The 19,409-nt window shown below is 70.4% G+C and carries 18 protein-coding genes; 10 read left to right on the forward strand and 8 right to left on the reverse strand.

Annotated features, from left to right (window positions below; translation table 11 throughout):
- Nucleotides 1-73 precede the first annotated feature (73 nt).
- The 7 genes from ACIBK6_RS22220 to pstB all read left to right on the forward strand — a co-directional run bounded on the left by ACIBK6_RS22220 (nt 74) and on the right by pstB (nt 8,322).
- Entirely contained in the window at nt 74-2,302 is a 2,229-nt protein-coding gene (locus ACIBK6_RS22220; protein WP_399053024.1) for an RNA degradosome polyphosphate kinase, read from the forward strand.
- Entirely contained in the window at nt 2,289-3,296 is a 1,008-nt protein-coding gene (locus ACIBK6_RS22225; RefSeq protein WP_399053025.1) for a CHAD domain-containing protein, read from the forward strand. Before ACIBK6_RS22220 ends, ACIBK6_RS22225 begins: the two co-directional genes overlap by 14 nt.
- On the forward strand, nt 3,293-3,721 hold the full coding sequence (locus ACIBK6_RS22230; RefSeq protein WP_399053026.1) for an NUDIX hydrolase: 429 nt from the start codon (nt 3,293-3,295) through the stop codon (nt 3,719-3,721). Before ACIBK6_RS22225 ends, ACIBK6_RS22230 begins: the two co-directional genes overlap by 4 nt.
- Before the next feature lie 242 nt (nt 3,722-3,963).
- Nucleotides 3,964-5,109 carry a phosphate ABC transporter substrate-binding protein PstS gene (gene pstS / locus ACIBK6_RS22235; protein ID WP_399053027.1) on the forward strand — a complete coding sequence of 382 codons (1,146 nt, stop codon included), beginning with the start codon at nt 3,964-3,966 and terminating at the stop codon, nt 5,107-5,109.
- A 137-nt stretch (nt 5,110-5,246) separates the two neighbouring features.
- The gene (gene pstC / locus ACIBK6_RS22240) at nt 5,247-6,236 is read left to right on the forward strand and encodes a phosphate ABC transporter permease subunit PstC (RefSeq protein ID WP_399053028.1); all 990 of its coding nucleotides are present in this window, start codon (nt 5,247-5,249) and stop codon (nt 6,234-6,236) included.
- A 180-nt stretch (nt 6,237-6,416) separates the two neighbouring features.
- Nucleotides 6,417-7,493 carry a phosphate ABC transporter permease PstA gene (gene pstA, locus ACIBK6_RS22245; protein ID WP_399053029.1) on the forward strand — a complete coding sequence of 359 codons (1,077 nt, stop codon included), beginning with the start codon at nt 6,417-6,419 and terminating at the stop codon, nt 7,491-7,493.
- A 52-nt stretch (nt 7,494-7,545) separates the two neighbouring features.
- Entirely contained in the window at nt 7,546-8,322 is a 777-nt protein-coding gene (gene pstB, locus ACIBK6_RS22250) for a phosphate ABC transporter ATP-binding protein PstB (RefSeq protein WP_399053030.1), read from the forward strand.
- A 186-nt stretch (nt 8,323-8,508) separates the two neighbouring features.
- On the opposite strand, the gene ACIBK6_RS22255 is transcribed toward pstB, so the two are convergent.
- Nucleotides 8,509-9,507 carry an anion permease gene (locus ACIBK6_RS22255; protein WP_399053031.1) on the reverse strand — a complete coding sequence of 333 codons (999 nt, stop codon included), beginning with the start codon at nt 9,505-9,507 and terminating at the stop codon, nt 8,509-8,511.
- A 5-nt stretch (nt 9,508-9,512) separates the two neighbouring features.
- Complete coding sequence (locus ACIBK6_RS22260) at nt 9,513-10,133, reverse strand: DUF47 domain-containing protein (protein WP_053729022.1); 621 nt, start codon at nt 10,131-10,133, stop codon at nt 9,513-9,515.
- A gap of 219 nt (nt 10,134-10,352) precedes the next feature.
- On the opposite strand from ACIBK6_RS22260, the gene ACIBK6_RS22265 reads away from it, so the two are divergent.
- Nucleotides 10,353-10,697: a metal-sensitive transcriptional regulator gene (locus ACIBK6_RS22265; protein ID WP_399053032.1), complete on the forward strand. Its 345-nt coding sequence runs from the start codon at nt 10,353-10,355 to the stop codon at nt 10,695-10,697.
- A gap of 151 nt (nt 10,698-10,848) precedes the next feature.
- Here ACIBK6_RS22265 and ACIBK6_RS22270 read toward each other — a convergent pair whose 3' ends face one another.
- Nucleotides 10,849-11,040: a hypothetical protein gene (locus tag ACIBK6_RS22270; protein ID WP_399053033.1), complete on the reverse strand. Its 192-nt coding sequence runs from the start codon at nt 11,038-11,040 to the stop codon at nt 10,849-10,851.
- A 175-nt stretch (nt 11,041-11,215) separates the two neighbouring features.
- Complete coding sequence (locus ACIBK6_RS22275; protein ID WP_399053034.1) at nt 11,216-12,007, reverse strand: hypothetical protein; 792 nt, start codon at nt 12,005-12,007, stop codon at nt 11,216-11,218.
- Nucleotides 12,008-12,394: 387 nt separating this feature from the next.
- Here ACIBK6_RS22275 and ACIBK6_RS22280 point away from each other — a divergent pair, with 387 nt between their 5' ends.
- Complete coding sequence (locus ACIBK6_RS22280; RefSeq protein WP_399053035.1) at nt 12,395-13,933, forward strand: FAD-binding oxidoreductase; 1,539 nt, start codon at nt 12,395-12,397, stop codon at nt 13,931-13,933.
- Nucleotides 13,934-13,942: 9 nt separating this feature from the next.
- Here ACIBK6_RS22280 and ACIBK6_RS22285 read toward each other — a convergent pair whose 3' ends face one another.
- The 4 genes from ACIBK6_RS22285 to ACIBK6_RS22300 form a co-directional block, all read right to left on the reverse strand.
- Nucleotides 13,943-14,644: a phosphatase PAP2 family protein gene (locus tag ACIBK6_RS22285; protein ID WP_399053036.1), complete on the reverse strand. Its 702-nt coding sequence runs from the start codon at nt 14,642-14,644 to the stop codon at nt 13,943-13,945.
- Nucleotides 14,645-14,841: 197 nt separating this feature from the next.
- Nucleotides 14,842-15,855, reverse strand: coding sequence for an NlpC/P60 family protein (locus ACIBK6_RS22290; RefSeq protein WP_399053037.1), 1,014 nt, complete (start codon nt 15,853-15,855; stop codon nt 14,842-14,844).
- 58 nt (nt 15,856-15,913) lie between these two features.
- Entirely contained in the window at nt 15,914-17,620 is a 1,707-nt protein-coding gene (locus tag ACIBK6_RS22295; RefSeq protein ID WP_399053038.1) for a serine/threonine-protein kinase, read from the reverse strand.
- A 54-nt stretch (nt 17,621-17,674) separates the two neighbouring features.
- The gene (locus ACIBK6_RS22300) at nt 17,675-18,565 is read right to left on the reverse strand and encodes a trypsin-like serine peptidase (RefSeq protein ID WP_399053039.1); all 891 of its coding nucleotides are present in this window, start codon (nt 18,563-18,565) and stop codon (nt 17,675-17,677) included.
- A 422-nt stretch (nt 18,566-18,987) separates the two neighbouring features.
- Between ACIBK6_RS22300 and ACIBK6_RS22305 the strand changes: the two genes are divergently transcribed.
- Nucleotides 18,988-19,296, forward strand: coding sequence for a hypothetical protein (locus ACIBK6_RS22305; protein ID WP_053729027.1), 309 nt, complete (start codon nt 18,988-18,990; stop codon nt 19,294-19,296).
- Nucleotides 19,297-19,409: the final 113 nt, after the last annotated feature.

A 19,409-nucleotide genomic window follows, 5' to 3' on the forward strand; every position in this document is an offset into this window, starting at 1 on the left:
CAGATCCTCCAGGGCGCTCACTCCCGCACTCTCCGACGCGCTGGACGCACCCGGCACGCGGAACAATGGGTACATGAGCCAGCAGCCCAGCGCCGAGGTCCCGCTCCAGCCCGCCCAGCCGTCCGTCGGTTCCATAGCCGCGCACCGGCCGCACACCCTCGCGGCCGCCGTCTCCGACCTGGAACCGGACATCGACGCCGATCTGGACTCCTACGTGGACGAGAGCGAGGGCGAGGAGCTTCCCTCGGGCCGCTTCCTGGACCGCGAGCGCAGCTGGCTCGCGTTCAACGAGCGCGTCCTGGAGCTGGCCGAGGACCCGGCGACCCCGCTCCTCGAACGGGCGAACTTCCTGGCGATCTTCGCCTCGAACCTGGACGAGTTCTTCATGGTCCGGGTGGCCGGCCTCAAGCGCCGCATCGCGACCGGCGTCGCCACCCGCTCCGCCTCCGGCCTCCAGCCGCGCGAGGTGCTCGACCTGATCTGGACCCGCTCGCGCGAGCTCATGGCCCGGCACGCCGCCTGCTACCAGCAGGACGTGGCCCCGTCGCTCGCCGAGGAGAACATCCACCTGATCCGCTGGCCCGAGCTCACCGAGAAGGAGCAGGCCCGGCTCTTCACCCTGTTCCGGCAGCAGATCTTCCCCGTGCTCACCCCGCTGGCCGTGGACCCCGCGCACCCCTTCCCGTACATCTCGGGACTCTCGCTCAACCTCGCCGTGGTCGTCCGCAACCCGGTCTCCGGGCACCGCCACTTCGCCCGGGTGAAGGTGCCGCCGCTGCTCTCCCGGTTCCTGGCGGCCTCGCCGCAGCGCTACGTCCCCCTTGAGGACGTCATCGCCGCGCACCTGGAGGAGCTCTTCCCCGGGATGGAGGTCCTCGCGCACCACATGTTCCGGGTAACGCGCAATGAGGACCTGGAAGTTGAGGAGGACGACGCGGAGAACCTGCTCCAGGCGCTGGAGAAGGAGCTCATGCGGCGCCGGTTCGGCCCGCCGGTCCGCCTGGAGGTCGAGGAGTCCATCGACCCGTACGTACTCGACCTACTGGTACGGGAGTTGAAGATCTCCGACGCCGAGGTGTACCCGCTGCCGGGGCCGCTCGACCTCACCGGGCTCTTCGGGATCTCCGCGCTCGACCGGCCGGAGCTGAAGTTCCCCAAGTTCGTCGCGGGCACCCACCGCGACCTCGCCGAGGTCGAGTCCGCCTCCGCGCCCGACATATTCGCCGCGCTGCGCGAACGCGACGTGCTGCTGCACCACCCGTACGACTCGTTCTCCACCTCGGTGCAGGCCTTCCTGGAGCAGGCCGCGGGCGACCCGGACGTACTCGCCATCAAGCAGACGCTGTACCGGACTTCGGGCAGCGACTCGCCGATCGTGGACGCGCTGATAGACGCCGCCGAGTCGGGCAAGCAGGTGCTCGTCCTGGTGGAGATCAAGGCGCGCTTCGACGAGCAGGCCAACATCAAGTGGGCGCGGAAGCTGGAGGAGTCCGGCTGCCACGTCGTCTACGGCCTGGTCGGCCTCAAGACGCACTGCAAGCTGTCCCTCGTGGTGCGCCAGGAGGGCGACCTGCTGCGCCGCTACTCGCACGTCGGGACCGGCAACTACCACCCCAAGACGGCCCGCCTGTACGAGGACCTGGGGCTGCTCACCGCCGACCCGCAGGTCGGCGCCGACCTCTCCGACCTCTTCAACCGGCTCTCCGGCTACTCCCGCCGCGAGACCTACCGGCGCCTGCTCGTCGCCCCCAAGTCCCTGCGGGACGGCCTGATCGCGCGGATCAACAAGGAGATCGCCCACCAGCACGCCGGGCGGCCCGCCTACGTCCGCATCAAGGTCAACTCGATGGTCGACGAGGCCGTCATCGACGCCTGCTACCGGGCCAGCCAGGCGGGCGTGCCCGTCGACGTCTGGGTCCGCGGCATCTGCGCGATCCGGCCCGGCGTCACCGGGCTCTCCGAGAACGTACGGGTCCGGTCGGTCCTCGGCCGGTTCCTGGAACACTCGCGGGTCTTCGCCTTCGGCAACGGCGGCGAGCCCGAAGTCTGGTTCGGCAGCGCCGACATGATGCACCGCAACCTCGACCGACGCATCGAGGCACTGGTCCGGGTCGCCGACCCGGCCCACCGCGCGGCCCTGAGCCGGCTCCTGGAGACCGGGATGTCGGACACCACCTCATCCTGGCACCTGGGCGCCGACGGGAACTGGACCCGGCGTGCGACCGACGCCGAGGGCCAGCCGCTGCGGCACGTACAGGAGATGCTGATAGACGCCCGGAGGCGCCGGCGTGCAACGCCCTGAGAACATCCCGGGACCCCAGGCGGCGGGCGAGGTCCTGGCCCCCTACCTCCACGCGCAGGCGGGGGAATTCCTGCGCAGCCTCCGCCTCCACCGGGAGGCGGGGCCCGACAACCACTCCACCGAGGAGGCCGCCCGCGCCCTGCGCGCGGCCGCCCGCCGCATCAGCGGCACCCTCCACACCTTCCGCCCGCTCCTCGACGGGGTGTGGGCCGACCAGCTGCGTGCCGAACTCGCCTGGCTGTCAGGCACGTTGGCGGCCGAGCACTCCCTGGCGGCCCGGCTCACCCGGCTCCTGGACGCCCTGCACCGGCTCTCCGGCAGCCAGGTGCCGCCGCCCCGCGGCGACACCGGCTCCCTCACGGTGGGCGCCGCCCGCGCCGGGGCGCTGCTCGACCGCCAGCTGACGCTGGCCCGCACCCGGGCCCACTCGGCGACGCTCCAGGCGCTCGGCTCGTCCCGGTTCCACGCCGTGGCGGACGCGGTCGCGCTGCTGGCCAGCGAGGTGCCGCTGGCGCCCGCGGCCACCGCGCACGCCGCCGAGGTGCTGGCGCCGCCGGCCCTGGACGCGGAGGACCGCCTTGAGCGGGCGGTGGCCGCGCTGCCGCTGGCCCGCGCTGCCCATCCGTACAACGCGGAGGCCCTGGTCCAGCAGAGCGAGAGCCAGGACAGCCCCTGGCACCAGGTGCGATTGCTGCTGCGGCTGCACCGGTACGCCCAGGACGTGCTGCACCACGGGCTCGGCGACGGCCTGCCCCCCGAGCGCCTGCTGGCCGCCGGCCGGGCCCTGGACCGGCACCGGGACGCCGCCGAGGCCGCCTCGGCGGCCGCCGCCGCGGCCCGCACCCCCCGGATCGCCCCGGCCACCGCGTACGCGCTCGGCGTGCTCCACGCCAACCAGCGGCACGAGGTGGAGGCGGCCCGCTTCGCCTTCCAGCGCGTCTGGCAGCCTGTGGCGGTGACGACAGCACCCTCGGCGACCACGGCCGCACCATGAGCACCGCACCCGACGGGACCGTCCTCGCGGCGGGGTGCGTCCTGTGGCGGCGCGCCACGTGGGGCGACGGCGGGCTTGAAATCTGCCTCGTGCACCGGCCGAAGTACGACGACTGGTCCCACCCCAAGGGGAAGCTGAAGCGGGGCGAGGGGCCGCTCGCGGGTGCGCTTCGGGAGGTACTCGAAGAGACTGGGTTCGCGTGCCGGCCCGGCACGCGGCTGCCCACCGCCCACTACACGGACTCCCAGGGCCGGCCCAAGCGGGTCGACTACTGGGCCGCCGAAGCGGGCGAGGGCCGCTTCACCGCGTGCGCCGAGGTCGACCGGCTGCTCTGGCTGCCCCCGGCGGCCGCCCACCACCGCCTCACCCAGCCGCGCGACCGCCAGCTGCTGCTGGCCCTGCTCGACAGGCTCCACCAGGCCTGACCCCGGGGCGCACTCCGGCGGCCGTATCCGTTCCGTACGCCAGCTGAACACGAACCGGTAACGGTCGGCACCGCACTGCCCGCCACGGTTCACCTCCCGTTAACTCTCTCCCGCAGGCCGCTTCACCTGTTCTGTCTAATTTCGGCCTTACACGGTGCACGGCACCCCGCCCTCACCGCCCATCCACGCACGCCGCCGTACAACGAACGGAAACCGGCGGCTCCCGGAAGGAACACCCGAAAGTGAAGCTTCAGCGCAAGAACCGGCTCCGCGCCACCGCCCTCGGCGTCATCGCCGTGTCCAGCGCCCTGGCCCTCACGGCGTGCGGCAGCGACAACAACAGCGGCGGCGGGACCACGGGCGGCACCGGCGGCACGGCCTCCGGGGCGGCCTCCAACGTGAAGTGCGACGGCGCCAAGGGCCAGCTCCTGGCCTCCGGCTCCTCCGCGCAGAAGAACGCCATGGACCTCTGGGTCAAGAACTACATGGCGGCCTGCAAGGACGCGCAGATCAACTACAAGTCCTCCTCCTCCGGCGAGGGCATCGTCGCCTTCACCCAGGGCACGGTCGGCTTCGCGGGCTCCGACTCGCCGCTCAACGCGCAGCAGGTCGCGGACTCCAAGAAGGTCTGCACCGGCGGCGGCCAGGGCATCAACCTCCCGATGGTCGGCGGCCCGATCGCGATCGGCTTCCACGTCGAGGGCGTCGACAGCCTGGTCCTGGACGCCCCGACCCTCGCCAAGATCTTCAACGGCAAGATCACCAAGTGGAACGACGAGGCGATCGCCAAGCTGAACCCGAGCGCCAAGCTCCCGGACCTGGCGATCCAGGCCTTCCACCGCTCCGAGGACTCCGGCACCACCGAGAACCTCACCAAGTACCTCAGCGCCACGGCCAAGGCCGACTGGTCGTACGCGCCCGCCAAGAAGTGGGCCGCCCCCGGCGGTCAGGCCGCGTCCGGCTCGGCCGGTGTCGCCGCCCAGGTCAAGCAGACCAACGGCGCGATCGGCTACTTCGAGCTCTCCTACGCCTCCTCCCAGTCGATCAAGACCGTCGACATCAACACCGGCGCCTCCGCCCCGGTCAAGGCCACCTCGGCGAACGCCTCGACCGCCATCGCCGCCGCGAAGATCGCCGGCACCGGCAAGGACCTGGCGCTGAAGCTGGACTACACGACCAAGGCCGACAACGCGTACCCGATCGTCCTCGTGACGTACGAGGTCGCCTGCGACAAGGGCAACAAGCCCGCCACCCTCGCCGCGGTCAAGTCCTTCCTCTCCTACACCGCCGGCGCCGACGGGCAGAAGCTGCTCACCGACGCCAGCTACGCGCCGATCCCGGCCGAGATCAACTCCAAGGTCATCGAGACCGTCAACTCGCTCTCGTAGAACGACAGTTGAGCCGCCGGGCCGAAGACCCGGCGGCTCGCGTGGGGCGGGGGCCCCGATCCGGCCCCCCAGCCACACCATCCGGTGCACCGCCGCCAGGGGACCCACCAGGTCCCCGCCCACAGACCGGAAAGACCATGGCTTCTTCCATAGCAACCGACACACCACCACCCGCCGCGCCGGCCCGCCGCAAGCAGTCCACCGGCCGCGCGGGCGACAAGATCTTCCTCGGGCTCTCCCGGGGCTCCGGCATTTTCCTGCTGGTCGTCATGGCGGCCATCGCCGTCTTCCTCAGCGTCCGGGCCGGCATCGCGATCTCGGCGGACCAGGGCAACTTCCTGACCACCTTCGACTGGAACCCGGCTGGCAGCCCGCCGGTGTTCGGCATCGCGGTCCTGCTCTTCGGTACGGTCGTCAGCTCGGTCATCGCGATGGCCATCGCCGTGCCGATCGCGGTCGGCATCGCCCTGTTCATCTCGCACTACGCGCCGCGCAAGCTGGCCGCACCCCTCGCGTACGTCGTCGACCTGCTCGCCGCCGTCCCGTCGATCGTCTACGGCATCTGGGGCGCCCTGTTCCTGGTGCCCTACCTCGGCGGGCTCAACGACTGGCTCGACAAGTACATGGGCTGGACCTACCTCTTCCAGAAGACCGAGGTCGGCGTCGCCCGCTCCATCTTCACCGTCGGCATCCTGCTAGCGATCATGATTCTGCCGATCGTGACCAGCGTCAGCCGCGAGGTCTTCCTCCAGGTCCCGCGCATGAACGAGGAGGCGGCACTCGCCCTCGGCGCGACCCGCTGGGAAGTCATCCGCCTGTCGGTGCTGCCCTTCGGCCGCTCGGGCGTGATCTCCGCCTCGATGCTGGGCCTCGGCCGCGCGCTCGGCGAGACGATGGCCGTCGCCACCGTCCTGTCCCCGAGCTACCTCATCTCGCTGCACCTGCTCAACGCGGGCGGCGGCACCTTCGCGCAGAACATCGCGGCGAAGTTCGACGAGGCCAACCAGCTCGGGCGCGACGCCCTGATCGCCTCCGGCCTCGTCCTCTTCATCCTCACCCTGCTGGTGAACGGCGCCGCCCGCATGATCATCGCGCGCCGCAAGGAGTACTCGGGGGCCAACGCGTGAGCGCCCCGCTGTCCCGGGTGACACCCCCCGGAACCCACCGAGACCTCCGCCCCGAAGGGAGCCCCGCATGAGCGCTGCGTTCTCCCGGGGGACAACCCCCGGACCCCCGGCCGCAGCCCGCCGGGGCCTCCCCCACCCAAACCTCCGCCCCGTCGGCCGAGCCTCCGAAGGGAGCCCCGCATGAGCCACGCAGCCGTACAGGAAACCCGGCCGGCCACCCCGGCCCCCCGCAAGGGCAGCCTCAGCCACCGCGCGCTGCCCCGCTGGGCCGGCGCCGGATTCGCGGTCGCGGCCCTCGCCCTCGCCGTCGGCATCGGCCTCGCCTTCGACCTGCAGAGCAAGGTCCAGTGGGGCCTGATAGCCGCGCTCCTGTTCATCCTCATCTCGTACGCGGTCACCTCGGCCGTCGAGAACAAGCGGCAGGCCAAGGACCGGGTGGCGACCTCCCTGGTCTGGGTCTGCTTCATCCTCGCGGTGATCCCGCTGTTCTCCCTGCTGTGGACGACGATCAGCCGCGGCAGCAAGGTCCTCAACGGGTACTTCCTGTCCCACTCGATGGCCGGCGTCCCCGGCTTCGAGGCGGGCGGCGGTGTCTACCACGCGCTGATCGGCACCCTGGAGCAGGTCGGCCTGGCCACCCTGATCTCCGCGCCGCTCGGCCTGCTGACCGCGGTCTACCTGGTCGAGTACGGCAAGGGCGCGCTCGCCAAGGCCGTCACCTTCTTCGTGGACGTGATGACGGGCATCCCGTCGATCGTCGCCGGTCTCTTCATCCTCACGCTGATGCTGATGTTCCAGCTGGAGCCCTCCGGCTTCATGGGCTCGCTCGCGCTGTCGATCCTGATGATGCCGGTCGTGGTCCGCTCCACCGAGGAGATGCTCAAGCTCGTACCGAACGAGCTGCGCGAGGCCTCGCTCGCCCTCGGCATACCGAAGTGGCGCACGATCCTGAAGGTGGTCATCCCGACCGCGCTCGGCGGCATCACCACGGGCGTCATGCTCGCGATCGCCCGCATCGCCGGTGAGACCGCCCCGATCATGCTGCTCGTCTTCGGCAGCCAGCTGATCAACACCAACCCCTTCTCGGGCGCCCAGTCCTCGCTCCCCTTCTACATCTGGGAGCAGTACCGGGTCGGCAGCGACGCGTCGTACGACCGCGCGTGGGCGGCCGCCCTGGTCCTGATCGCCTTCGTCATGATCCTCAACCTGGTGGCCCGCGGCATCGCCCGCTGGAAGGCCCCCAAGCACGGTCGCTGACGCGGCCATACCAGCGACCCTCCTCGCCCGCTCGAAAGAAGCAGTGATTGTTATGGCCAAGCGAATCGACGTAAGCGGACTGTCCGCCTACTACGGCGCCCACAAGGCGATAGACGACATCTCGATGACCGTCGAGCCGCGCTCCGTGACCGCCTTCATCGGCCCGTCCGGCTGCGGCAAGTCCACGTTCCTGCGCACCCTGAACCGCATGCACGAGGTCACCCCCGGCGGCCGCGTCGAGGGCAAGGTGCTCCTGGACGACGAGAACCTGTACGGCTCCGCCGTCGACCCGGTGGCGGTCCGCCGCACGGTCGGCATGGTCTTCCAGCGCCCCAACCCGTTCCCCACCATGTCGATCTTCGACAACGTGGCGGCGGGCCTGCGCCTGAACGGCAAGTTCAAGAAGTCCGAACTGGCCGACGTGGTGGAGAAGTCCCTCAAGGGCGCGAACCTCTGGAACGAGGTCAAGGACCGCCTCAACAAGCCCGGTTCGGGCCTCTCCGGCGGCCAGCAGCAGCGCCTGTGCATCGCGCGGGCGATCGCGGTGGAGCCGGACGTGCTGCTCATGGACGAGCCGTGCTCCGCGCTCGACCCGATCTCGACCCTCGCCATCGAGGACCTGATCGGTGAGCTGAAGGAGCGCTTCACGATCGTCATCGTGACGCACAACATGCAGCAGGCGGCGCGCGTCTCGGACCGTACGGCCTTCTTCAACCTCGCGGCGGTCGGGCAGCCCGGCAAGCTGATCGAGATCGACGAGACCGAGCGGATCTTCTCCAACCCGTCCGTGCAGGCCACGGAGGACTACATCTCGGGCCGCTTCGGCTAGGCCCGCCCCAGACGTCTGCGGTGCTGCATGGCGGTGCCACCGCAAGACGAAGGGCCCGCCCCCTGCAACCCAGGGGGCGGGCCCATTTACGTTTCCTGGGGCTCCGCCCCAGACCCCGCTCCTCAATCTCCCCCAAGGCCCAAAGGGCCAGGGGGGACCCCCATGAGGGGCTTGATCTTGGGCGGGTCAGCCGAAGGCCAGCCGCACCACGAGATAGCTGGCCGCAGCGACCAGCGCCGCCGCCGGCATCGTGATGAACCAGCCCAGGATGATGTTCTTCGCGACACCCCACCGCACCGCGTTGACCCGCTTCGTCGCCCCCACACCCATGATCGCCGAGGTGATCACATGCGTCGTGGAGATCGGCGCCTGGTACAGGAACGCCGAGCCGAACATGATCGAGGCACCGGTGGCCTCGGCCGCGAACCCCTGCGGCGGATCCAGCTCGATGATCTTCCGCCCGAGCGTCCGCATGATGCGCCAGCCGCCCGCGTACGTACCCAGCGACAGCATCGCCGCACAGGTGATCTTGACCCAGATCGGGATCTCGTCCCCGGCGGACTGCACATCGGCGATGGTCAGCGCCATCACCACCACACCCATGGTCTTCTGCGCGTCCTGGAGGCCGTGGCCGAGCGCCATGCCGGCCGCCGAGACGGTCTGCGCGATACGGAATCCGCGCTTGGCCTTGTGCGGGTTGGCCTTGCGGAACATCCACAGGATCGCGCACATCACGAGGTAGCCGACGAGCAGACCGACCACCGGCGAGACGAACATCGGGATGACGACCTTGTCGAGCACCCCGGACCAGTAGACCGTGGTGCCGCCCGCGAGCGCCGCTCCGACCATGCCGCCGAACAGGGCGTGCGACGACGAGGACGGCAGCCCGAAGTACCAGGTGACAAGGTTCCAGATGATCGCGCCGACCAGCGCGGCGAACAGGATCCCCATCCCCTTGTTGCCCGCGGGCGTGGAGATGAGCCCCTCGCTCACGGTCTTGGCGACCCCGCTGCCGAGGAAGGCACCGGCGAGGTTCATGACGGCGGCCATCGCGAGCGCGGCCCGCGGCGTCAGGGCCCGCGTCGAGACCGAGGTGGCGATCGCGTTCGCGGAGTCGTGGAAGCCGTTGGTGTACGTGAATCCGAGCGCGACCGCGATGGTGACGATCAGTGCAAAGGTGTCCACGGAGGTCAGGACTCCTTGACGGCGATGGTCTCCACCGTGTTCGCCACGTGCTCGAACGCGTCCGCAGCCTCTTCGAGTACGTCCACGATCTGCTTGAGCTTCAGCACCTCGATGGCGTCGTACTTGCCGTTGAAGAGGTGGGCGAGCAGCTTGCGGTGGATCTGGTCGGCCTGGTTCTCCAGGCGGTTGACCTCGATCCAGTACTCGGTCAGGTTGGACATCGTGCGCAGGTTGGGCATGGCCTCCGCGGTCAGCACGGCCGCCCGGTTGAGCACCTCGATCTGCTGCTCGACGCCCTTCGGCAGCTCCTCCACGTTGTAGAGGACGACGAGGTCGACGGCCTCCTCCATGAAGTCCATGATGTCGTCGAGGCAGGAGGCGAGGTTGTAGATGTCCTCGCGGTCGAAGGGCGTGATGAACGAGGAGTTCAGCTGGTGGAAGATCGCGTGGGTGGCGTCGTCCCCCGCGTGCTCCGCCGCCCGCATGCGCTCCGCGATCTCGGCCCGGGACGCGGAGTCCGCTCCGAGCAGTTCCATGAGGAGCTTCGAGCCCGTGACGATGTTGTCCGCGGATGCGGAGAACATGTCGTAGAAGCTCGTCTCCCTGGGGGTCAGACGAAAGCGCACGTGGGGTCCTCGGAGTGCTTGGGATTCGGTCAGGCTGATGCTAGGCGCATCATCCGGCCACGGCTAACCGGCGTTCTTCAGTGTCGCCCATCAGGCACAGTGATCAGCACGGGCCCCCGCCGGGGAATCCGCAAATTCGGTACCATATACCCACGAGGGGTATCAAGCCCCTTGCCGGGCTTGGCAGAAACCAGACCCGGCAGACAACGGGAGGACGCGATGACGACCACCGAGGCGGCCGGCCCCCCGGTCGAGAACCCCGTGACCGGTCACGAGCACGGCGTGCACGGCTACCACAAGCAGAAGGACGAGCACCTCAAGCGGCTGCGCCGCATCGAGGGCCAGATCCGCGGCCTGCAACGGATGGTGGACGAGGACGTCTACTGCATCGACATACTCACCCAGGTCTCCGCGTCCACCAAGGCCCTGCAGTCCTTCGCCCTCCAGCTCCTGGAGGAGCACCTGCGCCACTGCGTGGCGGACGCCGCGGTGAAGGGCGGCGACGAGATCGACGCGAAGGTGGAGGAAGCGACGAAGGCCATCGCGCGCATGATGCGGACGTGAGCGGTACGTAGGTGTGTGGCGCGGCAGGGTGCACGAGCAACCCGGGCCCGCGCCCGGCACCCCGAAAGGCCCCCGCAACCTCCGGGGGCTACGCGCGAGCGGCCCGGTCAGCCGACCTCGACCCCGCCGCCCGTCCCGCAGGCTCGCGGAACTACCCGCGGCCGGCCGGGCCTTCCGGGGGCCGGGCGGGCTGCACCACGTTCAGTACTTCGTCGATCAGGTCCGGGCTCAGCCGGTCCCCCTCCGCGGCCGATGCCGCGATCATCAATTCACCGCACAGCTCGATCTCGACGAGGGCCACGTGGTCCTGGACGGTCGCACCGCGAAGCGAAGCCACGCACATCACCTCTTCCTCGACCTCTTCTCGCCGTCGCCTGTTCTGCTGCTCGTCTGCCGCTCTCGTATGCCGCTCTCGTCGTCGGCTTCCTAGCGTAGGGAGAGGAACACGGACCGCGCATGGCACGGACGGACCATTTCCGCCACCACCGCCCCACCTGAGGGGGCCATATCTGGCCGAGTTACGACTGGATCTTCCCGTCGAAGATGTCCCGCCCGTCCGGCAGCCGTACACTCACCGCCGCCCCGAACCCGTACAGCAGCGTGGTCGAGGCGACCGCGACGGGCCGGCCGTCGTTCATGTAGCTGAACTGCTGCCGCACCTTGCGCAGCCGCCCCTCCGCATCGACGTACGCGTCGAACGGAACCGCCCCCCTGGAGAACCCTTTCGCCACCCTCGCGGGAAGCGTCGCGCTCCCCCGGTAGTGCCGCACCTTGCCCCCGGCCAGATCCTCCTCGCCGACGTACGCCACGCCCTGGGCGCCGCGTAGGAGTTCGGCGGCGGCGTACGGGTCGGTGGCGCCGCCGGTGACCAGGTTCCCGTCGGCGAGCGTGGCGGTGTTGATTCGTACCCATTTGTCGGCGGGCACCCCGGCGCCGCGGTTCTTCATGTAGAGCGCGCCCGGCGCGAGGAGCTCGGTGATCGGCCGCTGACCGGCCGCCTCGGCAGGCGAGTTGGGCAGCACCAGCGTCAACTGCCCCGTCCTGCGCTTGAAGTCGTACGTTCCCTCGCCGCGGATCGTCACCCGGGTGCCCCCGGTGGCCATCTCCATGGAGGTGGTGGCCCGCGAGCTCCCCGCCGCCACCAGCCGGTCGGCCGCCGTCCGCACCGCCGCGGCCGGGTCGCCCGCGGCCCCGCTCGTGACCCCCGCACTGGCTCCGCCGCAGCCGGCTGCCGTCGCGATCACCCCGCACACCAGAGCGGCGGCCAGCACCGCATCCGCTCGCCCGGCTCCGTGCCGTCGCATCACCATCGCCGCCAAACCCCCAACGCCCAGCTGGATTTGCCGTACCGCCTAACGACCGCGGTACTGCCCCCGTCACGCCCGCAGTACGGTGGTGAGGTGCCCCACCAGACCACCATCACGGAGCGCGGCAGCTTCGCCATAGCCCGTTGCTCCTGCGGCTGGGCAGGCCCAGCCCGAAGAAGCCGCGACAAGGCTCGGACCGACGCCCAGGTCCACACCACCCCGGCCTCCCCCAGCCACTGACCCCGGCAAGATCCAGCCCCTGACCCCGGCAAAATCAAGCCCCTCCGGCGATTGAGGAGCGGGGGTCCGGGGGCAGAGCCCCCGGTTCGGGAAGGGGCGGGGTGGGGAAGAAGCCAGCGCAGCGCACCCCCCACCCCTCCGGGAGCCCCCATGCGCCGCCGCACCCTCCTCACCGCAGCCGCAGCAGCCCCGGCCACCCTCACCGCAGCCACCGCATGCAGCGGCACCTCGAAGGACAAACCACCCCCACCCCCTGGGACCGCCTCCCCACCCCCCACCTGGCCCGCCCTCGCCCGCTCCCTGGACGGCAAACTCATCCGCCCCGGCGACGCCGACTACGCGACCGCCCGCCAGCTCTACAACACCCGCTTCGACAGCCAGCGACCCGGCGCCATCGCCTACGTCGCCCACGAGGCAGACGTACAGGAATGCCTCGCCTACGCCCGCGCCACCCGCACCCCCGTCGCCGTCCGCAGCGGCGGCCACGACTACGCCGGGTGGTCCTCCGGCACCGGCCGGCTCGTCATCGACGTATCCCGGCTGAACCGCGTGGACGCCGACGGCACCATCGGCGCGGGCGCCCGCCTCGTCGACGTCTACACCGAGCTGGCGAAGAGCGGCCGGACCATACCCGGCGGTTCCTGTCCCACCGTCGGCATCGCGGGCCTGGCCCTCGGCGGCGGCCACGGCGTCACGGCCCGCGCGTACGGGCTGACCTGCGACAGCCTGACCTCCGTCACCCTCATCACCGCCGATGGCCGGAAACTGACGGCGAGCGAGCGGCGGCACCCGGATCTCTTCTGGGCCCTGCGCGGCGCGGGGAACGGCAACTTCGGGGTGGTCACCGGCTTCGGCTTCCGTACGCACGAAGCCCCCCAGGGCGTCACCGCGTATCTGACCTGGCCCTGGCGGCAGGCCGAGGGGGTGATCGAGGCGTGGCAGGAGTGGGGGCCGGACCAGAGCGACGACATATGGTCCGCCGCGCATCTGGCTGGGGCGGCCGGCGGGGGCACCCCGACGGTGAACGTCGCCGCGTTCTCGATCGGCCCGTACGGCGATCTGCGCAACGCGCTCGACCGCCTCGCCGACCGCGCGGGCGCCCCCGCCGCCTCGGTGTCCCTGCACCGCACCGGCTTCCAGGACGCGATGCTGCGGTACGCGGGCTGCTCGGCGTTCAGCCGGTCCCAGTGCCATCTGCCGGGCGCCACCCCGGGCCGCACCCCGCAGGGCGTGCTCCAGCGCGAGACGTACGCCGCCCGCTCCGACTTCTGCACCGAGCCGCTCCCCGCCGAAGGCATACGCCAACTCCTCACCTGTACCGAGGAGTTCACCCGCATCGCGGCCTCGGACAACGGCGGCGAAGGCACCGTCGTGCTCACCGCGCTTGGCGGCGCGATCAACCGGGTCGCCCCGGACGCCACGGCGTTCGTCCACCGCACCTCGCGGGTGCTCGCCCAGTACATCGCCTCGTGGCGGCCGGGCACCTCTGGCGCCACCCAGCAGTCGTGGCTCGCCCGCACCAGCGACGCGCTGCGCCCCTACGCCTCGGGAGCGGCGTACCAGAACTACGCCGACCCGTCCCTGACCGACTGGCGTACGGCCTACTACGGCGCGGCCGCACCGCGCCTGGCCCGGCTCAAGCAGCAGTACGACCCGGCCAGGCTCTTCGACTTCCCGCAGGCGCTGTGACCGGGCCGGTCACGCCGCGAGGTCGCGCTCCTCGGACTCCGGCCGCTCGACCGCGCCGGGCGCGGCCGTAACGACCGTCAGCGCTTTGCGCGAGTGCACGAGCAGGCCGAGCCGCGGTGAGCGGGCGACGGCCGCGACGACCGGGGTGAGCAGCAGTTGGGCGAGCGGGGCGAGCAGCAGCGCGACGGCGGTGCCGAGCGCGAAACCGCCCACGACATCGGTCGGGTAGTGCACGCCCATATAGACCCGGCAGAAGCCTTCGAGCAGGGCGAGGCCGAGCGCGATCAGGCCGAACTTCCGGTTGGCGACGAAGAGTCCGGCCCCGATGGCCATGGCGATGGTGGAGTGGTCGCTGACGAACGAGAAGTCGGACTTGCCGGCGATCAGCACGTCCAGGCCCTGGTGGTCGACGAACGGCCGCGGCCGATGCACGAAGCCGCGGATGGGGATGTTGACGAGGACGGCGATGGCGGCGGCCAGCGGCCCCCACACGATCCCGGCGACGGACGCGACCGCCGACCGCCGGTCCTCCCCGCGCCGCACGCTCCACCAGCACCACAGCACGGTGAGCACGAGGGCGAGCAGGATCCCGTACTCACCGATGAACGCCATGACGCGGTCGAACCACGACGGGGCGTGCTTGGCAAGCCCGTTGATGTCGTAGAGCAGGCTGACATCGGGATTCGCTCCGTCGAATGCGAGTCCAGCCATGCTGCGGCCCCTTGCCTTGTCTTGCTACCAACCCCCGTGGTCAGTACGTGCATCAGTCACTGTCCAGGAAACGCCCTCGGTGGCCGCCGCGTTCCACTCTCCACTGAATGATCACTGTGACGTTATCGAAGAGTGACGAATCGCCGCAGCTCAGGGCCTTGGCTTCACGGAGAGTTCCAGCCATCGGCAGACCTTGTTCAAGCCGCCGGTTTGAACGTGGGCAGCGCCGCCGCGCCGTCCTTGGTGACCCGGGTCGCGCCGAAGTAGTCGGGTGCGTCGATCTTGTCGAAGCGGATGACGGCGCCGGTATAGGGGGCGTTGATCATGTACCCGCCGCCGACGTACAGGCCGACGTGGTGGATGGCCCGCGAATTGCCGAGGTCGGTCGAGAAGAACACCAGGTCGCCGGGGAGGAGTTCGTTCCGCGCGGGGTGCGGGCCCGCGTTGTACTGGTCGTTGGCGACGCGCGGCAGCGTGATCCCGACGGTCTGGTACGCGGCCTGCGTCAACCCGGAGCAGTCGAACCGCCCCCCTTGGTCGGGCGTGCCCTCCCCACCCCACAAGTAGGGCGTCCCGAGCTTCTGCTGAGCGAAGTAGATGGCCCCGGCCGCCTGCTGGGAAGGCTGCACCCGGCCGACCGGCCGGGCGAAGCTCTTTTCGAGGGAGCGGATGGTCTTCACGTAGCCCTGGGTCTCGCTGATGCTCGGGACGCCGCCCGCCTTGATGACGCGATACGCGCCCGCGTTGTAGGCGGCGAGCATGTTGTCGGTCGTGTCCCCGGGTACGTCCTTGACGTATTTGGCCAATTCGCAGTCGTACGAGGCGGCTGACGGAATGGCATCGGCGGGATCCCAGATGTCCTTCTTGCCGTCACCGTTGCCGTCGATGCCGTGGGTCTCCCACGTGCTCGGGATGAACTGCGCGATGCCGCGCGCGTCGGCGGCGCTGACGGCCTTGGGGTCCCAGCCGCTCTCCTGGTAGAGCTGGGCGGCGAGCAGCGCCGGGTTGAGGGACGGGCAGAGGTTGCCCCACTTCTGGACGATCGCCTGGTAGGCCGCTGGTACCGCCCCCTTGGCGAGCCCCACGGCCGAGCCTCCGCCCAGGCCCGACGCGATCCCGGCCGCAGCCGAGTACGTGCCGACGACGAGCAGCGCGACGAAGCTCAGGCACAGCCCGAGCCCGATCCCGCCGACCAACCAGACCTTGCGCACCCCTCAACCCTCCCCCATCCGGGCGGGATTCACCGCCGATTCGCCGGAGTGGCGCGGATCAGCCCACCTTGAAACCGGTGCACACGATCGACGCGTACTGCTTCGGTCCCTGCACGTGCTCGATGAGCATCGTCCAGTCCCCGGGGTCCTTGCCCACGTCGATCGCGGGATGCGGCTTCCCCATGATCGTCTCGGTGAAGTCGTCCGGATAGGTGAACTCGACCCACTGGCCAAGGCCCTTGGTGAAGAGGTCGACGGGCTTGCTGGCGTAGCCGAGCGCGAGGTTCTGCTGGAACATGCCCGCGCTCGGGGCGCCGGTGTCCGGATCGATCGCGTGCGGCGACTTGACGACGATGGAGACGAGGTAGGGCGCCGTGAGGCCCGTCGCGTACGACTTCACCATGAAGCCGACCTTGAGCTTGCCGTTGAACACTTCCCTGTGCTCGGAACTGCCGAGTTCGGTCACTTCGGCCAACGGGAAGTTCGGGTTGATCCGCTCTTCGGCGGGCAGCCCGCAGCTCTTCGACTGCGAGCTCCAGTAGTCGCGCGAGGGGTTGGTCTGCTCGATGTACCCGGGCGTGCCCACCGGCTTCGAGGCCCCGCCGGTGACATCCGCGCTCGGCATGGGCCCCGGCGAACCGGACGCGGCCGTCGAGGCCGAGGGCGCGCTCCCGGCCCGCGCCTCACCGCCGCCCCCACTGTGGTCCGGCAGCCACCACACGACCCCGGCCCCGACCAGGCCGAGCACCAGAGCGACCCCGGCCGCCGCGAGCCACGGCTTGGAGCGCCGCACCTGCGGGGCGGACAGCGTGGTCGGCACATAGGTGGCGGCGGGCGCCGCGCCCGGCGCCGCGGTGGGCAGATCGTGCACCGACACGGGAGTCGGCTGCGTCGTCGGGTACGCCGGCGCCGCCTCCCCCTGGGTCACCAGGGGCCGGTAGAACGGGTCTTCCACCAGCGTCGAGTCCACCCCGCACGCCGCGATCACGTCGGCCGCGCCGGGCCGGGCTGCCGGATCCTTGGCGACGCACGCCCGGATCAGCCCCGCAAGCCCCGCCTCGACTCCCGCGACGTCGATGTCCTCGTGCACCGCCCGGTACGACACCGCGTCCATCGGCCCCGACCCGAACGGCGCCCGCCCCGTTGCCGCGAACGCGATCGTGGCGCCCAGGGCGAACACATCGGCCGCAGCCCCCACCTGATTGCGCATCAGGACCTCAGGTGCCGTGAACCCGGGCGTGCCGGGCGCCAGGCCCGTCTGCGTCAGGGCCGTGTCCGTCGCACCCTTCGCGATGCCGAAGTCGATCAGCTGCGGGCCCTGGGGCGACAGGATCACGTTCTGGGGCTTGAGGTCGCGGTGGGTGACCCCGTACGCGTGGACGCTCGCCAGGCCCTCCGCCAGCGCGGCGAACAGCCGGCGGCAGGTGTCGGCGGGGAACGCGCCCCGCTCGCGCACCGCATGAGCGAGCGTAGGCCCGGCGACGTACTCCGTCGCCAGCCAGTACGGCGCCGCGTCCAGCGACGCGTCGATCAGGTTCGCGGTGTACGCGCCGCGCACCGCCCGCACCGTCTCCGCCTCGCGCCGGAAGCGGGCCAGGGCCTCCGGGTGGTCGGTGATCTCATCCTTGATCACCTTGATGGCGACCAGGCGGCCCCCCGGCGACCGCCCGAGGTAGACCATCCCCATCCCGCCCGCCCCGAGTCGGGCGAGCACCGCATACGTACCGATCCGTTCCGGATCCTGCTGAGGCCTGAGAGCATCCACCGCTCAACCCTGCCATGTGACCGTGCTCAGTCACATCCGGGGTCCGAGTCGTGATCACGGCAGGAGGCACGCGCAGGCGACGGCCCGACTCGACGTCACTTCCACCGCGCTGTTGGAGGGTTCAGCCATGGGGGTCGGGGTGGGCGCCGGGGGCGCCACCGGCTTCGGGTCGCCCGCCGACTCCGCCAGCTGGTACAGCGACTTGGTGTGCTGGCCGAAGACGATGCTGTACGAGACGTCGGGGTCGTCGCCGCCGAACTGGTACCCGCCGATCACCCCCGCGACCGCCCCGCCCGCGACGACCCACGGGCTGCCGCTGGTGCCGCCGGGGAAGTTCGGGCAGTCGACGCGCTGCTGCTTGTCGCCGTCGGCGTTCGCCGTGTTCGTACAGACCTGCGGGGCCTCGCTGTCGCCCGGGTAACCGGTGACGGTGACCGGCTGCCCGGTCGCACGGCCCGCGAGCAACGGGGCGCCGCCCACCGCGTCCTCGACCTTCTTGCCGCCGTCCGAGCCGGGCCCGAGCACCGCGAAGGCGACGTCGCTGTCCTGGTCGCCGTCCTCGTTCCAACTGTCGTCCGCGTACACCGACGCCACCGGCCACGTCCCGTACGGCGCCGTCCCGTCCCGGTACGCGGGTACGAACACGGCCTTGCCGCCCTCCGATTCGTCCGGGGGCAGACAGTGCGCGGCGGTGACGATGAGGTCGTGGCCCGAACTGTGCACCACCGACGCGGTGCAGTAGTGCCCGCCGTCGAGATCCCCCTTGAACAGCGCGCCCACCCGGGCGTTGGCGGTCGTGGCCGGCGCCGTGGTGGTCAGGTCCCGCTCGCTCGCGTCGCGGTCCCCGTACATCGGTATGACCATGAGGACCGCCACCGCCGACAGCGCGCCGAATCTTCCGCGCTTGGCGGAGAACTTCATCCCGGAGATGCCAGTGCGCTTCATCGGGGCGACTCCTGGTGGTCGGCGGGCCTGCGACGGACTGCGAACACTGTGACTCTCTCGGGCCCGGCTGAGAACGACCATGAACCTTTTCTGAGAAGTTTCTATGAACCGGCCCGTCGCACTCCGCCCGCTGTCCGCCCCGTACCCGCGTCACCGGGCGACGACACGACAAGCGCCCCAAGGGTGTAACAACGACAGTCATTGCCCGGAGTCACTCTGCGTGATACACAGAGTGACCATACGCGTTTTCGCATTCAACCGGTTCACCGCAGGTCAGGGCGGTGGTGCCGGTTCAGCCGTGCGGGGGCGGGTAAAGAGAGGCGCCAAGGCGTCCTACGCCGACGGTTTCATCAGCGAAGATAGAGCCTGACCCATGCCGTCCGGCAAGGGGTTCGAACTACCCGACAGGGGCGGTGAGTTACATGTACCTGGCAGCCGGAAAAGGCGACATCACCACCATCATCGGCGGAATCGCCCCCAACTGGGGGCCGTTCGGGACGCTCGGCAACGAGGCCCGCATCATGGTGGAGGTGGTGATGGCGGTCGCCATCCTCCTCTGTCTCGGCATCGCGGTCTGGGGCGCGGCCAAACAGCGGATCGGAGCGACGGCGCTGCGCGACACCTTCAGCGCCGAACAGGGCAAGGGCCTGATCGTGGCCGGCCTGACCGGAGTGTTCATCATCGGCTCACTCGGCACGCTCTTCACCATCGTGTACGGCATGGCGGTCTGACTCTCCGTCAGCCCGCCCCGCTCCCCCTCCGCATCCCCTCACACCACCCGTCCGTCGTGCCCACCGGCAGAGGTTGCGTCTCCCTGATGTCGAGTCACCACACCGCGCCCGCG

The sequence above is a fragment of the Streptomyces sp. NPDC050485 genome (assembly GCF_044458185.1).
In the GTDB taxonomy this organism is placed as follows: Bacteria; Actinomycetota; Actinomycetes; order Streptomycetales; family Streptomycetaceae; genus Streptomyces.

Excerpts from the sequence above, each read along its gene's own strand:
- ACIBK6_RS22220 (WP_399053024.1), top strand. The coding sequence starts at position 74 with ATGAGCCAGCAGCCCAGCGCCGAGGTCCCGCTCCAGCCCGCCCAGCCG.
- ACIBK6_RS22230 (WP_399053026.1), top strand. The coding sequence starts at position 3,293 with ATGAGCACCGCACCCGACGGGACCGTCCTCGCGGCGGGGTGCGTCCTG.
- pstC (WP_399053028.1), top strand. The coding sequence starts at position 5,247 with ATGGCTTCTTCCATAGCAACCGACACACCACCACCCGCCGCGCCGGCC.
- pstA (WP_399053029.1), top strand. The coding sequence starts at position 6,417 with ATGAGCCACGCAGCCGTACAGGAAACCCGGCCGGCCACCCCGGCCCCC.
- pstB (WP_399053030.1), top strand. The coding sequence starts at position 7,546 with ATGGCCAAGCGAATCGACGTAAGCGGACTGTCCGCCTACTACGGCGCC.
- ACIBK6_RS22265 (WP_399053032.1), top strand. The coding sequence starts at position 10,353 with ATGACGACCACCGAGGCGGCCGGCCCCCCGGTCGAGAACCCCGTGACC.
- ACIBK6_RS22270 (WP_399053033.1), bottom strand. The coding sequence starts at position 11,040 with ATGTGCGTGGCTTCGCTTCGCGGTGCGACCGTCCAGGACCACGTGGCC.
- ACIBK6_RS22275 (WP_399053034.1), bottom strand. The coding sequence starts at position 12,007 with ATGGTGATGCGACGGCACGGAGCCGGGCGAGCGGATGCGGTGCTGGCC.
- ACIBK6_RS22280 (WP_399053035.1), top strand. The coding sequence starts at position 12,395 with ATGCGCCGCCGCACCCTCCTCACCGCAGCCGCAGCAGCCCCGGCCACC.
- ACIBK6_RS22285 (WP_399053036.1), bottom strand. The coding sequence starts at position 14,644 with ATGGCTGGACTCGCATTCGACGGAGCGAATCCCGATGTCAGCCTGCTC.
- ACIBK6_RS22300 (WP_399053039.1), bottom strand. The coding sequence starts at position 18,565 with ATGAAGCGCACTGGCATCTCCGGGATGAAGTTCTCCGCCAAGCGCGGA.
- ACIBK6_RS22305 (WP_053729027.1), top strand. The coding sequence starts at position 18,988 with ATGTACCTGGCAGCCGGAAAAGGCGACATCACCACCATCATCGGCGGA.